This is a genomic window from Sorangium sp. So ce119, from assembly GCF_051524405.1.
Lineage (GTDB): Bacteria > Myxococcota_A > Polyangia > Polyangiales > Polyangiaceae > Sorangium > Sorangium cellulosum_G.
Window position 1 is genome coordinate 243,341 of the sequence record NZ_CP150310.1, and the last position, 13,523, is coordinate 256,863.

Sequence of the window (13,523 nt, forward strand, 5' to 3'; positions counted from 1 at the left end):
GCGTCGGTTTCCTTGACGTCCTTCGTCGTGGGATGGGCGACCGCTCGTGTCGCTGGTGCTGAATAGTTATCGTGTGCCTGTTTAATGCAAGGACGAGGCGATAGGCCAGCGCGGCGTCGGCCAGGGCTCCGCGTCGATCAACCCCACACCGCGCCGGTCGTCGCGCGGCGCATGGGGAGCCCTGGACTCTCGCGATCCATGGGGTCCGGATGCGGGCAGGGATCACGTCGTGTGGCACGTACAGCGCCTGCTGAACGGCGCTGCCATCCCGGGTTGGACCCGGGGGCCTCGTCAGGGATGGCGGAGAAGGGGGAGGAGAGGCCAGGGCGCAGGGGCGATGGCCGATCGAGGCGGGGCGCGGAGGTTCTTCGGAAAATTCACAGGGAGGCGGGGAGACGGGGAGGCAAATCCAGAAACTACTCCCTGTCTCCCCGCCTCCCTGTTCAATTTCTCACTGAAAAGGCCTGCGCAAGGAGGGATTCCTCAGGGCGCTCAGCCCTGCTTGCGCGGCGCCTTGAGCGACAGCTTGAGCAGCACGTCGTCGCGGATCAGGTCGTCCTGCTTGCCCGGGTAGACGATCCCGAAATCCTTCCGGTTGATCACGAACTCGGCGTTGCCCGACACGCTGTCGGCGCCCTCGGTGATCGTCGCGGGGAAGGTGATGGTCTTCTTCACCCCGTGCAGATCGAGCTCGCCGGTGACGGTGTGCGTCGCGCCGTTCTCGCCGCCGGCCTTGATCTGCGTCGAGGTGAAGGTCGCCTTCGGGAACTGCTCCACGTCGAAGAAGTCCTTCGACTTGAGGTGACCGTCGAGCTTCTCCGCGTCCGTCTTCACCGACGACGTGTCGGCCTCGATGCTGAGCTTGCCGCCGTCGGCCTTGCCGCCGGCGAGCGTGATGGAGCCCGAGATCTTCTCGAATTTCCCCTCGTGCTTGCCCGTGACCTTGGAGCCGACGAAGCCGATCGTGGAGGCCGTCGCGTCGATGGGGAGCGCCTCGGTGGGGGCCGACGGCGCGGCCGCCTGCGGCTGCGCCGGCGCGGCGGACGAGATGGTCGCCTTGGGCTTGTCCTTGGTCGGATCCTCGCAGCCCGCGAGCGAGAGCAGGAGAGCCGCGGGGAGCGCGATGCGAGCGATACGGGACATGATCATGAGAGACATTCTCCTTCTTGGTCAGCCAAACTGCACAGAGCGCTTCGTGAACGAGCCGTAGGTGAGCCCCGTGATGGGGAACGCCACGGGCTCGCCCACGTCCACCGACGCGCCGACGGCGGCGACGACCGGCACGAAATGCTCATGCGTCGGGAGCGCCATCCGCACCCCCGGCGCGCGCGCGCGGTAATCGAGCAGCGCGTCCACGTCCCGGCGCGCCAGGACGTCGGCGCACCAGGCATCGAACTCGGTGGCCCAGGGCTGCGTGACCGCATCGCCGCGCCAGTCTGCCGCGCGGAGGTTATGGGTCAAGAAACCGCTGCCCACGACGAGCACCCCCTCGTCGCGCAGCGGCGCGAGCGCTCTCCCCATCTCGAGGAGCGGGCCTGGAGAGAGGGTCGGTAACGAGACCTGGAGCACAGGAATGTCCGCGCCCGGGTACATGCAGATCAGCGGCACGTAGGCGCCGTGGTCGAGGCCGCGGCCCGGGGCCTCCGCGACCCGCCCGAGCGGCCCGAGCAGCTCCCGCACGCGCCGCGCGAGCGCGGGGGCGCCCGGCGCGGGGTACGTCACCTGGTAGTACTTCTCGGGGAAGTTGTAGAAGTCGTAGACGAGCGGCACGGTCTCGGTGGCGCCGATCGTGACCGGCGCGTCGACCCAGTGGGCCGAGAGCATCAGGATGGATCGCGGGCGCGGCATCGCCTGCGCCCACGCGCCGAGCTCGGCCACCCACGCGCGGTCGTCGAGCAGGAAGGGAGATCCGTGCGCGAGGAAGATGGCCGGCATGCGCCCCTCGCGCGCCTGTTGCTGGGTATCGGACATGGTGCCTCTCTCGGTGGACGTCGAAGGCCGGCATGCGCCCGCGAAGGGCACGGCCCCGCCCGCGGCGAGCAGGAGCCTGAGAGCAGCGCGGCGATCCATGATTCCGACCCTAGGATGTTTCCAGGAATGATACAATCTCCGCAAAATGAAACGTGAGGTTGCGAAGCGGGAAACCATCGACGCCGATCTGGCCGATCTGCGGGCCTTCTGCCTGGTCGTCGATCTCGGATCGATCACGGCGGCGGCGAAGACGCTCGGCGAGACCAAGGGCAGCGTCAGCCGGCGCATCACCCGGCTCGAGCAGGCGCTCGGGGTGGAGCTGCTCCGGCGCAGCCCGCGGCGCGTGCAGGCCACCGACGACGGCCTCGCCTACCGGATGCGGGTCGGCCGGGCGCTCGAGCTGCTGGAGGACGCGAACGTGGCGGTGCAGCAGGCGCGCGCGAAGCCGAGCGGGCACCTGCGCGTGACGGCGCCGTTCGATCTCGGCCTGAGCATCCTCGCGCCGCTCTCGGCGGGCTTCGCGGAGCGCTTCCCCGAGATCTCGCTGGAGATGCTGCTCACGGAGGCGCTCCTCGACTTCGACGCCCACCAGATCGACGTCGCCCTGCGCGCGACCTCGAGCCTGCCGGACTCGTCGCTCATCGCCCACAAGCTGCTGCACCTCGAGGTCGGCCTCTTCGCCGCGCCGGCCTACCTCCGCAAGCACCGGCCCGTGCGCAGGCCCGAGGACCTGAAGGGGCACCGGCTCCTCCTGGCCCAGACCACGCGCGGCCACGCGACGATCGCCCTCCTGCCGCGCGACGGCGGCGACCGCGCGGAGCTCCGCGTGCGCGCGGCGATCTCGGCCTCGGATTACTCGTTCTGCCGCGAGGTCGCCCTCGCCGGGGCCGGGATCGCGCTCGTCCCCGAGGTCAACGTGCGGGGCGACCTCGAGGCGAAGCGGCTCGTCCCCGTGCTGAAGGACCACACGATCGACGGCGGCGCCCCCCTCTACCTCGTCCACCCCGGGACGCGCTTCCTGCCGCCGAAGATCCGCGCCTTCCGCGACCACCTGCTCGACAGCTTCGGCGTGCGCGGGCGCCGCGCGTAGCCGCGGGCCGGCGCTTCGCCCTCCGGACGGAGCCGGCCGTGCTCGCGCCGGAGCAGCGGATCACCACCGGCTGCTTCTGGGGAAGCAGCGCGGCCGCAGATCCGCGCGGCGCCCGGCGTCGACGGCGCCGCGCGCCAGCGGGCGCGGGCCCATGGACGGCCGCCGCCAGGAGGCGAATCGCGCGGCGGCATGGGTGTTGCTGAATCTGCGGATCAAGGCGCGGCGCCGCCGGCAAAGCCGGTTCCGAGAGCCGACTTGCCGGAGCCGTCTCGGCGTCTCCCAGGACCCTCCTCCGTCGCCGGCCCGGCGGCGGGGCGGCGCCTCGGGCCCGAGCAACAGCCCCGCTTCCAGCCGCGCACCGAGGTCCATCTGCGCACGTTCATCGACAGGAAACGCTTTCTTCTGGTGCTCGCGGCGCTCGTCGCCCTGACCGGCTGCAAGCGCGAGGACGCGGCGAGCGCCGCCCCCCGGCTCGCCCCGGACGCCCCGATCCCGGACGCGTTCCCGCGCGAGACGCGGCTCAGCATCGGTGATCCGACCGTGCAGAAGCAACTCCAGCTCTCCGGCGACATCGACAGGCTGCCGTTCGTCGTGGACTGGCAGAACATCAGCGGCGGACCGCAGACCATCGAGGCGTTCCGCGCCGGCGTCCTCGACGCGGGCGCGGTCGGCGACACGCCGCCCATCCACGCTACCTTCACCGGGCTCGACGTGAAGATCGTCACGGTGTACGTCCGGGAAAAGCCGATCTACGAGCTGGCCACGGCGCCCGGAGTGCGCCTGTCGTCGATCCACGATCTCCGCGGCAAGAAGATCGCCTATTCGCCGGGGCAGGCGCAGGGCGCGCTCGTCCAGCGCGCGCTCAGGGCGGCGCGGCTGTCGCCGCAGGACGTCACGCTCGTCCAGCTCGCCAGCCCCGAGTTCAAGGAGGCGCTCACCAGCCGCCAGGTCGACGTCGCGCCGCTGTCCGGCACCATCCTGCGGCGCTACCTCAACGAGTACGGCGCCGAGGGCGCCTCGTCGTTCGCGCACGGGGTCCGCGACAACCTCGGCTTCCTCCACGTGCGCGCGTCGGTGCTCGAGGACGCCCACAAGGCGGCGGCGCTGCGCGAGTACGTGACATGGCGGACCCGGGCCCAGCTCTGGGCCCACGCGCACCCGGACGCGTGGGTCGAGGCGTACTACGTGAAGGACCAGGGCCTGACGGCCACGGAGGGGCGCTTCCTCATCGAGAGCGCCGGCAAGCCGCTGTACCCGGGCGACTGGGCCGAGGCGATCGCGCTGACCCAGGAGACCGTCGACCTGCTCGCCGAGGCCTCCGGCCAGAAGCGCTTCGAGGCCAGGACGATCTTCGACCTTCGATTCCAGACGATCGGAGCGGAGGTGGCCGGCGCCGCGCAGGGCGCCGCGCCGACGGACCGGCCGGCGACGGCCGAAAGGAGCACGCCATGACGACCGCACTGCCCACGAGGGCCGCCTCGCCGCGGCTCGCCAGCCTCCCGGCCCTCTCCGCGACGGCCGACATCCCCGCGCCGCGCGACGACGTGCGCCCGCTCGCGCCCGCGCGCGCATCGTCGAGCGGCCCGCCCGCCCGCGCCCTGTCCGGCCGCCGCCCGCGCCGCCTCGGCCCGGGCCGGCGCCTCCCGTACGGCATGGTGATCGGCCCGGCGCTGCTGCTCGCCGGCTGGGTGGTGGCGTCGGCGACAGGCGCGCTCGACGCGCGCGTGCTCTCCGCGCCGTGGACGGTGGTCGCCACGGCCCGCGACCTGATCGCCGACGGGCGGCTCCTGTCGAACCTGCTCACGTCGGCGCAGCGGGCCTTCCTCGGGCTCGCGCTCGGGGTCGGGCTGGGCACCGTCCTCGCCCTGCTCTCCGGGCTCACCCGCGTCGGCGAGGCGCTCGTCGACGGGCCGGTGCAGATCAAGCGCGCGATCCCGACGCTCGCGCTCATCCCACTGCTGATCCTCTGGTTCGGCATCGGCGAGCAGATGAAGGTGCTCACGATCGCCCTCGGCGTCGTCATCCCGGTCTACGTCCACACCCACGCCGCGCTGCGCACCATCGACGCGCGCTACGTGGAGCTGGCCGAGACGGTGCGGCTGTCGCGGTGGCAGTTCGTCCGGAAGGTGGCCTTGCCGGGGGCGCTGCCGGGCTTCCTGATGGGCGTCCGGCTGGCGGTCACCGGCGCGTGGCTGGCGCTCGTCGTGGTCGAGCAGATCAACGCCACGAGCGGCATCGGTCACATGATGTCGCTGGCGCGCTCGTACGGCCAGACGGAGATCATCCTCCTCGGCCTCGTCGTGTATGGGCTGTTCGGCCTGGCCTCGGACTCGGCCGTCCGGCTCATCGAGAGAAAGACCCTGTCATGGCGACGCATCCTGGCCGGCTGACCGCGGCCCCGCCCACGGTGCGGATCCGCGGCCTCGTCCGCCGCTTCGGCGCCCGCACGATCCTCGACAGCGTCGACCTCGACATCCAGAAGGGAGAGTTCGTCGCGCTGCTCGGCCGCAGCGGCTCGGGCAAGAGCACCCTGCTGCGGGCGATCGCCGAGCTCGATCACGACGTGACCGGCTCGGGCGAGCTGAAGGCGCCGGAGAACCGCGCGGTCGTGTTCCAGGACACGCGGCTTTTGCCGTGGGCGCGGGTGCTCGACAACGTGATCCTGGGGCTCGACGAGCCCTCGGCGCGGGCGCGCGGCCTGGCGGCGCTCGCGGAGGTCGGGCTGGCCGGGCGCGAGCGCGCGTGGCCTGTGGAGCTGTCCGGCGGCGAGCAGCAGCGGGTCGCGCTGGCGCGATCGCTGGTGCGCGAGCCGGAGCTCGTGCTGGCCGACGAGCCGTTCGGCGCGCTCGACGCCCTGACCCGCATGCGCATGCACGACCTTTTGCGCGAGCTGTGCGCGCGGCACCGCCCCGCCGTGCTGCTGGTCACCCACGACGTGGACGAGGCGATCACGCTCGCCGACCGGGTGCTCGTGCTCGTCGAGGGCCGCATCGCCGAGGAGCGGCGGATCGATCTGCCGGCGCCGCGCCCGCTGCGCCACCCCCGCTTCCTCGCGCACCGCGAGTCGCTGCTGGCCGCGCTGGGCGTCGCGCCGGGCGCCGCCGTCGCCGGGGACGTCGCGTCGAGCCCTGAGCTGGAATCCTGAGCTGGAATCCTGAGCTGGAAACTGACGTGGAACCTCACGTGGAAACTGACGTGGAATCTGACGTGGAAGGAAGTGCCTTGTGACCCATCGGCCTGGACAACTGCATCTCAACGCGTTTCTCATGAGCGTCGGCCACCACGAGGCCTCGTGGCGCTTGCCCGAGAGCGACCCGTTCGCGAACACGAACGTCGAGCACTTCAAGAACCTGGCGCGCATCGCGGAGCGGGGGAAGCTCGACTCGCTGTTCCTGGCCGACAGCCCGGTGCTCTGGAACAACGTGGGCCGCCGGCCGGCGGGGACGCTCGAGCCGACGGTGCTGCTGGCGGCGCTGGCGGGGGTGACCGAGCACATCGGGCTGATCGCCACGGCCTCGACCACGTACAACGAGCCGTTCAACCTGGCGCGGAGGTTCGCGTCGCTGGATCACATCAGCGGGGGCCGGGCCGGCTGGAACATCGTCACGACGGCCGGCGTGGACGCCGCGCGCAACTTCAACCTCGACGAGCTGCCGGTGCACAGCGACAGATACGCGCGGGCCGCCGAGTTCATCGACGTGTCGCTGAAGCTCTGGGATAGCTGGGACGACGACGCCGCGCTCGGCGACAAGGAGAGCGGCGTCTGGGGCGACGATCGCAAGATCCATCCGCCGCGGCACGTGGGCCGGTACTTCAAGGTCGAGGGGGCGCTCAACGTGCCGCGCCCGCCGCAGGGCTACCCGCTGCTCGTGCAGGCCGGCTCGTCGGACGACGGCAAGGAGCTGGCGGCGCGCTACGCCGAGGCCGTGTTCACGGCGCAGCAGACGCTGGCGGACGCGCAGCAGTTCTACGGCGACCTGAAGGCGCGGGTGCGCGCGCTGGGGCGCGATCCGGAGGGGATCAAGATCCTGCCGGGGATCGTGCCCGTCATCGGGGCGACGGAGGCCGAGGCGCAGGCGCTCGACGCGGAGCTCGACCGGCTCATCAAGCCGGAGTACGCGAAGCGGCAGCTCGCGCAGACGCTGCGCGTGAAGCCGGAGGACCTCGACCTCGACGCCGAGCTGCCGAAGGATCTGCCGAGCGAGGACCAGATCGAGGGCGCGAAGAGCCGCTACACGCTGATCGTGACGCTGGCCCGGCGGGAGCGGCTGACGGTGCGCCAGCTCATCGGCCGCCTCGGCGGCGGCCGCGGGCACCGGACGTTCGCGGGCACGCCCGAGCAGGTGGCGGACGCGATCCAGCACTGGTGGGAGCAGGGCGCCGCCGACGGCTTCAACGTGATGCCGCCGGTGCTGCCGTCAGGCCTCGCGGCGTTCGTCGACCACGTGGTGCCGATCCTGCAAAAGCGTGGCCTGTTCCGTACACAGTACGAGGGCAGGACGCTGCGCGACCGCTACGGCCTCCCGCGGCCGGCGAACCTCAACCACGGTCGGGATCTGGTCGAGGCGGCAGAGTAATTCGCGTCACAAATAACGGCGGCGAACCTCAACCACGGTCGGGATCTGGTTGGGGCGGCGAACCTCAACCACGGTCGGGATCTGGTCGAACCTCAACCACGGTCGGGATCTGGTCGAGGCGAAACAGTAATTTTAATCACAAATGGCGGCCGAGCCCTCGGCTGCCGGCGTGGCTCACCGCCGACCCGATGCGCCGGTCTCGGCGAGCCACGCCGCGACGTCCTCGGCGAGCTCGCGCGGGGCGCTCACCGAGACGGCGTGCCCCGACGCGTACGTCGGGAACCGGAGCGCGATGACGGCGTCGTCGCTCGTGAGGCGAACGACGCCGGGCCGGGCGGCGCCCGCGGGCAGCGACATGTCGATCTCGACCTCGTAGATCGAGCGCTCCGCGAAGAAGACCGGCAAGGCCTCCGTGTAGACGGCCGCGTCGTACCGGGCGTTGGTGATGAACGTCGCCGTGTGCGGCAGGATCTCGCCGAACGCGCGCAGCGAGCCGTGGTCGCCGAGGTAGCCCTGGCACGGTAGCCCCTCGGGCAGCCAGTAGGCGTCGTCCGCGCCGAGCCTGCCGAGCTCCGCGCGGAGCGCGCCCTCGTTCACCGCCGCCCTCGCCGCCTCGCTGCCGCTCCAGAAGTACCGCGAGGAGGGCCACCGCTCCGGCGGCGTGAGCCCGGCGATCCCGGCCAGGTCCACGCCGAGGAGCGTCTCGAGGTGCTCCGGGTTGCGCATCGACCTGGCGGCGCGCTCCGCGACGCGCTCTCCTTCCTCGACCGTCCTGCGCACGTCGAAGCGGTCCCGCGCCCCCGGCGCCGCGAAGTGCCCGGCGAGGTCCGGGTCCGTCCGCGCGAGCGGCTCCTCGTACATCGCCTGCTGCAGCCCGAAGAGGTTGGGCTGGATCAGCACCTGCCACCCGAACTGCTCGGCCACCTGCGACGGCGCCTGGCGGACTCCGGCGCGCTCCGGGAAGGCCGCGTCGAGGTGCGCTTGCATCCTGTCCTTCAGCCAGGGAGGCGCGAGCCCCATCACATTGAGCCCGTCCTCGCGGAGCGCGTAGTGCTGCATCATGTAGAGCATCACCGCCGCGCGCGTGCCGCCATAGCTCTCTCCCGCGACGACGACCGGGTTGTCGCGGAGCGCCTCGTGCGCGTCGAGGAACTCGAGCAGCACATGGATGAAGTCGGCGGCGTCCGCGATGTAGAGCTGCTCTCGACCGTGGCAGTCCGACGGGCGGGGGCTCGCGCGCTCGTACGAGAACCCCGTGCTGCGCGCGTCCACGTACAGCAGGTTCGCGAAGCGCGTATACGACGCCTCGTTCGCGATCGGCGGGGCGTCCGGGGGCGCCGTGGGATCCAGCGTGTGAGGTCCGGTCCCGTAGGGCAGCAGGATGCTGGTCGTCGCGGCGCCGGGGCCGCCGTTGAAGAACAGGATGAGCGGCGCGCGGTCCGGGCGCTCCTCGGCGGGCAGGAAGGAATAGAACATCCGTGATGGCCAGCCCGGGCCGAGCGTCTTCGATCCCGGGACCTCGATGAACCCGGCCTCGGCGGACAGCGTGGCAGGGGGGAAGTCGTAGGATTCGCCCGTGTCGCGCTCGCCGACGGAGCCGCCCGGATCCTCGCCGCGTCCGCCGCAAGCCGCGAGCAAGAGCGCGACGAGCGTTGCCCTGAAGACAGACCTGGCGCGAAGCAATGTCATACCGGTTGGTGGACATTCCCCCCTTTCGCCATCAACGAAAGATCGCGTTCGGCAGCGCACAGCCGCGAGTTTTTCCTGGTCGATTCCGGATCAGGCGAGCTCCGGCTCATGTACTTGCGTCCGACATGCGCACTCCTTCCGTCTCCTGGTTCGCCTTCACCCTGTTCGCCCTGGCGGCCGTCGCCTGCGGCGACGACGCCGGCAGCGGCCCGCCCTCCGCGGGCACCGGCGGCACCGGCGGCGCCGGCGGCGCGGGGGCCGGCGGCGCCGGCGGCGCGGGCGCGAGCGACGGCGGTGGCGGCGGCGATGCAGGCGGAAGCGCGGGCGGCGACGCGGGCGGCGGCGGCGCGGGCCCGCGCGAGGTCCTCGAGCAGCTCGAGGACCTCGAAGGCTTCACGGTCTCGGAGGAGGAGTCGAGCTTTCCTGGATATCGCTACTTCGTCATGGAGCTCGACCAGCCCGCGGATCACGCCGATCCCGACGGCGTGCGCTTCCAGCAGCGCGTGGTGCTGCACCACCGGGATCGCGCGGCGCCCGTGGTGCTCGTCACCGAGGGGTACGACATCTACCCTGAGGTTCAGTGGCTCGAGGAGCCGACCGAGCTGCTCGCCGCCAACCAGATCCGGGTCGAGCATCGTTTCTTCACCCCCTCCCGCCCGGAGCCCGGGGACTGGTCGCTGCTCACCATCGAGCAGGCCGCCGCGGACGTTCACCGCGTGATCGCGGCGATCCGGCCGCTCTACGAGGGCCGGTGGATCTCCACCGGCACCAGCAAGGGCGGCATGACCTCGGTCTACCATCGCCGCTTCTATCCGGCCGACGTGGACGGCACCGTGGCTTACGTGGCGCCGCACAGCGCTGGCGTCTCCGACCGGCGCTACATCGACTTCGTGGCCGAGCGCGGCGACCCCGCGTGCCGCGAGGCGCTACAGCGCTTCCAGCGCGAGGTGCTGCTGCGTCGCCCTGCCATGGTGGAAGCGATGGAGGCCGACGCGGAGGAGCGCGGCGTCACCTATGACCACCTCGGCGTCGACCGGGCGCTGGACGTCGCCGTCATCGAGTCCGTCTTCTCCCTCTGGCAGTACCGGGACTCGAGCTTTTGCCAGCGCGTCCCGACCGCGGCGTCGGACGACGGCGCCGTCTGGGCTTTCCTCGACGAGGCGAACGCTCCTCATCTCTGGTCCGACCCCTGGCTCCTGAACGTCGAGCCGTACCACTGGCAGGCTGCGGCAGAGCTCGGCTACCCCGGCTTCGCGGAGGCGCACCTCGCCGATCTCCTCCTGTATCCTGGCGCGAACGTACCCACCACGTTCGTCGAGCTCGGTCCTGACAGGACGCCTGTCTTCGATCCCGGGGCAATGCAGGACGTCTCCGGCTGGCTCGCCACCGAGGGTGAGCGTTTCCTGTTCATCTACGGCGAGAACGACCCGTACACCGCCGCTGCCTTCGACGTCGGGGCTGCCCGGGACTCCCACCGTTTCATCGCGCCCGGCGGCACCCACGGCGCCGTCATCCTCGCGCTCGCCCCCGCCGATCAGGCGCTGGCCCTCGACGCCCTCGCTGCCTGGACGGGCGTCACGCCCACCCGTGCCCCCGAGGCCGCGCTGCGCCCCCTGCTCCGTGGCCGCCGCTGGATGATGCGCGACTAGCTGGCGCTGACATAGCGCCGGACGCCGCGCCGCCACTGCCAGCGCGCGGCGACGGCCAGGAGCGCGATCGCCGCGAGCAGCGGCAGGACCGCGGAGAGCTCGAGCTCGCCGCGCAGCAGATCCACCGGCGTGTTCGTGGCCGTCAGGACGGGGAGCACGACAGCCAGCGCGAACTGGATCCAGCGCGGGTAGATCGTCCGCGGGCGGGTCGCGAACTCCAGCAGGTACTCGGGCACCCCGGCCAGCTGCTGCGGCCGCTCGATCCAGAAGCTCAGCCCGACGAACAGCTGGTTCAGCAGGTAATAGAACACCACGCCGCACAGGACCAGCAGGAGATAGGCGCCGAGGGTGGCCACGCTCGCCGGCGCGTCGAGGTGGGGCCACGCATAGAGCAGGATCCCCACCGGGATGATCATGTTGATCAGGCTGGGGAAATCCAGGCTCTTCAGGCTGCAGAGCAGCTGCGAGTCCACCGGGCGAACGAGGTCATAGTCCAGCTCGCCGTGGACGATCTTGTCCATCAACGCCTCGTGCGAGACGACGAAGAAGAACTGGTACGTGTGCTGGATTAGGCCGAACGTGGCGATGAGCGCCAGGGACGCGTGCAGCCCCCAGCCGGCGATCGAGTCGGTGAACTGGAAGTAGATCAGGAGGCTCGCCAGCTCGCCGACCGCGAAGAGCGTCCCGAACACCACCACGAACGCCGCCGACAGGCGGTAGCTCAGCGTCTGCGCCAGGCTATGCTGCCCGAGCAGCCGGAAGAGCCGCGGCCAGGACGACATCGCGTTATCCATTGACGGCCTCGTAGCGCTTCAGGCCGCGCCGCCACAGAAGCTGATACAGGGCCGCGCACGCGGCGTTCCAGAGGACCGACACGGCGAGGTACGCGGCGATCTCGCGCGACGAGAGCGCCCCCTGCAGCGCCCGCGTGTTGACGAAGCCGAACAGCGCGAAGGGGGTGGCCTGCACGACGTGGCCGATCGCCGGCGGCAGCAGGTCCAGCGGGAACGTGGTGCCGCCGAGGAGCGCCATGAGCGAGGCGTACAGCGGCTTGATCGGCCACATCTCGACGAGCCAGAAGCTGAGCGCGCCGACGACGGAGCCGACGAGGAAGCTGAGCAGCAGGTTGCTGCAGAGGAGCGCCAGCACGGCCGGCGAGGCGCGCTCCAGGACCGGCGCCCCGGAGGCGCGGAGCAAGAGGAGCGCGCCGGCGATCACGATCACCTCGATCACCTTGCTGCCGAGGAAGACAGCGAGGCTGTCGCCGAGGAAGCTGTACGGGCGGACGAGGTAGGCGCTCAAGGTGCCCTTGCGCACCAGGTCCGAGAGGCGGAAGAAGTGCGACGACGAGAACAGGATCGACATCAGCGCCGTCAGCACCAGGTACGCCGACATCTCATCGACCGTGTAGCCCTGGATCTCCGGGGTCGTCGCGAAGATGCTGCGCCAGACGAAGAGGGTCACGGCGAGCTGCAGGAGGCGGGTGATGACCCCCGTCACGACGCTCCAGCGATAGGCGAGCCCGACGGCAACCCGGTTGGCGAAGACTCGATAGTACGGCCACATGGCTCCTCCCTCTGCTCCTCGGTCGATTGCTGGGCGAACAGCGCGTAAAGCACGTCCTCGAGCGGCCTGTCCTGCGTCGAGATCTGGCGGACGGCGAGATCCCGCGCCACCATCGCGAGCGCATGGCAGAGCTCGCCCTCGGCCACCTCGCACTCCCACACGCCCCTCGACACGGGCGAGAGCGCGAGCGGGTAGCCGGCAGGCACGGAGTCGGCCTCGATCCGCAGGGTCCTCGTCGCGCGGTGGGACGTCAGGAGATCGGCGAGCGAGCCGTCGTAGTGGACGCGGCCGTGCTTCAGGATCACGAGCCGATCCGCCAGCACCTCGATGTCGCGCGCGTAGTGGCTGGTCACCACGATCGTGGTCCGGAAGCGCTCGCGCGCGTCTCGCAGGAACGCGCGGATCGCCCGCTGGCTCGCGATGTCGAGGCCGATGGTGGGCTCATCGAGCAAGAGCAGGCGCGGCTGGTGGATCAGCGCCGCGATCAGCTCGAACTTCATCCGCTCGCCGAGCGAGAGCTTGCGCACCGGCGTGTGGAGCTGGGCCCCGACGTCGAGCATCTCCACCAGCGCGCCGAGCCGGCGCCGGTACTCGCTGTCCTCGATGCGGTAGATGGCCTGCAGCACCGCCAGCGTCTCGGTCGGCGGCAGATCCCACGTGAGCTGGCTCTTCTGGCCCAGCACCAGGCCGATCTGGCGCAGGAACCGCGCAGACTTCCGGTACGGCGCCTCGCCGAGGACCTCGACCTGGCCGCGCGACGGGTGGACCAGGCCGGAGAGGATCTTCATCAGCGTCGTCTTGCCGGCCCCGTTCGGCCCCAGCAGGCCGACGATCTCGCCCGCGCCCACGCGGAGCGTCACCTCCGCGAGCGCGACGGCGCGCTCGGCCTCGCGCCGGAAGAAGTCCCGGAGCGACCCGCGCAGCCCCTGCATCTTGCGGTAGGTGACGTAGTCATGGCCGATGTCATGGAGTGCGATCATG

12 protein-coding genes are annotated in these 13,523 nt (G+C 71.1%); 6 read left to right on the forward strand and 6 right to left on the reverse strand.

Going from position 1 to position 13,523, the window contains the following annotated elements; genetic code table 11:
* Nucleotides 1-492: 492 nt before the first annotated feature.
* Both WME76_RS01005 and WME76_RS01010 read right to left on the reverse strand, forming a co-directional pair.
* Entirely contained in the window at nucleotides 493-1,149 is a 657-nt protein-coding gene (locus WME76_RS01005; protein WP_437958354.1) for a YceI family protein, read from the reverse strand.
* A gap of 21 nt (nucleotides 1,150-1,170) precedes the next feature.
* Nucleotides 1,171-1,971: a dioxygenase family protein gene (locus WME76_RS01010; protein ID WP_437958355.1), complete on the reverse strand. Its 801-nt coding sequence runs from the start codon at nucleotides 1,969-1,971 to the stop codon at nucleotides 1,171-1,173.
* A 145-nt stretch (nucleotides 1,972-2,116) separates the two neighbouring features.
* Here WME76_RS01010 and WME76_RS01015 point away from each other — a divergent pair, with 145 nt between their 5' ends.
* From WME76_RS01015 to WME76_RS01035, 5 genes are all read left to right on the forward strand, one after another.
* Entirely contained in the window at nucleotides 2,117-3,061 is a 945-nt protein-coding gene (locus WME76_RS01015) for a LysR family transcriptional regulator (RefSeq protein WP_437958356.1), read from the forward strand.
* Nucleotides 3,062-3,466: 405 nt separating this feature from the next.
* Entirely contained in the window at nucleotides 3,467-4,513 is a 1,047-nt protein-coding gene (locus tag WME76_RS01020; protein WP_437958357.1) for an ABC transporter substrate-binding protein, read from the forward strand.
* A complete protein-coding gene (locus tag WME76_RS01025) occupies nucleotides 4,510-5,451 on the forward strand; it encodes an ABC transporter permease (RefSeq protein WP_437958358.1) in 942 nt (313 codons plus the stop codon). The genes WME76_RS01020 and WME76_RS01025 overlap by 4 nt, the downstream gene beginning before the upstream one ends.
* Nucleotides 5,427-6,206 (forward strand): ABC transporter ATP-binding protein, encoded by a 780-nt coding sequence (locus tag WME76_RS01030; protein WP_437958359.1) that lies wholly within the window; start codon nucleotides 5,427-5,429, stop codon nucleotides 6,204-6,206. Before WME76_RS01025 ends, WME76_RS01030 begins: the two co-directional genes overlap by 25 nt.
* Before the next feature lie 79 nt (nucleotides 6,207-6,285).
* Nucleotides 6,286-7,638: an LLM class flavin-dependent oxidoreductase gene (locus WME76_RS01035; protein ID WP_437958360.1), complete on the forward strand. Its 1,353-nt coding sequence runs from the start codon at nucleotides 6,286-6,288 to the stop codon at nucleotides 7,636-7,638.
* Between the two features lie 174 nt (nucleotides 7,639-7,812).
* Here the strand turns inward: WME76_RS01035 and WME76_RS01040 are convergent, their stop codons facing one another.
* Entirely contained in the window at nucleotides 7,813-9,327 is a 1,515-nt protein-coding gene (locus WME76_RS01040) for a S10 family serine carboxypeptidase-like protein (protein ID WP_437958361.1), read from the reverse strand.
* A gap of 125 nt (nucleotides 9,328-9,452) precedes the next feature.
* Here WME76_RS01040 and WME76_RS01045 point away from each other — a divergent pair, with 125 nt between their 5' ends.
* On the forward strand, nucleotides 9,453-10,976 hold the full coding sequence (locus WME76_RS01045) for a S28 family serine protease (protein ID WP_437958362.1): 1,524 nt from the start codon (nucleotides 9,453-9,455) through the stop codon (nucleotides 10,974-10,976).
* On the opposite strand, the gene WME76_RS01050 is transcribed toward WME76_RS01045, so the two are convergent.
* The 3 genes from WME76_RS01050 to WME76_RS01060 are packed head-to-tail and all read right to left on the reverse strand — an operon-like array spanning nucleotide 10,973 to nucleotide 13,522.
* Nucleotides 10,973-11,770 carry an ABC transporter permease gene (locus tag WME76_RS01050; RefSeq protein ID WP_437958363.1) on the reverse strand — a complete coding sequence of 266 codons (798 nt, stop codon included), beginning with the start codon at nucleotides 11,768-11,770 and terminating at the stop codon, nucleotides 10,973-10,975. The genes WME76_RS01045 and WME76_RS01050 overlap by 4 nt on opposite strands.
* Entirely contained in the window at nucleotides 11,763-12,542 is a 780-nt protein-coding gene (locus tag WME76_RS01055) for an ABC transporter permease (RefSeq protein ID WP_437958364.1), read from the reverse strand. Before WME76_RS01055 ends, WME76_RS01050 begins: the two co-directional genes overlap by 8 nt.
* A complete protein-coding gene (locus tag WME76_RS01060) occupies nucleotides 12,473-13,522 on the reverse strand; it encodes an ABC transporter ATP-binding protein (protein WP_437958365.1) in 1,050 nt (349 codons plus the stop codon). Before WME76_RS01060 ends, WME76_RS01055 begins: the two co-directional genes overlap by 70 nt.
* Nucleotide 13,523 lies beyond the last annotated feature (1 nt).

Excerpts from the sequence above, each read along its gene's own strand:
- WME76_RS01045 (WP_437958362.1), top strand. The coding sequence starts at position 9,453 with ATGCGCACTCCTTCCGTCTCCTGGTTCGCCTTCACCCTGTTCGCCCTG.
- WME76_RS01030 (WP_437958359.1), top strand. The coding sequence starts at position 5,427 with ATGGCGACGCATCCTGGCCGGCTGACCGCGGCCCCGCCCACGGTGCGG.
- WME76_RS01055 (WP_437958364.1), bottom strand. The coding sequence starts at position 12,542 with ATGTGGCCGTACTATCGAGTCTTCGCCAACCGGGTTGCCGTCGGGCTC.
- WME76_RS01050 (WP_437958363.1), bottom strand. The coding sequence starts at position 11,770 with ATGGATAACGCGATGTCGTCCTGGCCGCGGCTCTTCCGGCTGCTCGGG.
- WME76_RS01010 (WP_437958355.1), bottom strand. The coding sequence starts at position 1,971 with ATGTCCGATACCCAGCAACAGGCGCGCGAGGGGCGCATGCCGGCCATC.
- WME76_RS01005 (WP_437958354.1), bottom strand. The coding sequence starts at position 1,149 with ATGATCATGTCCCGTATCGCTCGCATCGCGCTCCCCGCGGCTCTCCTG.
- WME76_RS01060 (WP_437958365.1), bottom strand. The coding sequence starts at position 13,522 with ATGATCGCACTCCATGACATCGGCCATGACTACGTCACCTACCGCAAG.
- WME76_RS01040 (WP_437958361.1), bottom strand. The coding sequence starts at position 9,327 with ATGACATTGCTTCGCGCCAGGTCTGTCTTCAGGGCAACGCTCGTCGCG.
- WME76_RS01025 (WP_437958358.1), top strand. The coding sequence starts at position 4,510 with ATGACGACCGCACTGCCCACGAGGGCCGCCTCGCCGCGGCTCGCCAGC.
- WME76_RS01015 (WP_437958356.1), top strand. The coding sequence starts at position 2,117 with ATGAAACGTGAGGTTGCGAAGCGGGAAACCATCGACGCCGATCTGGCC.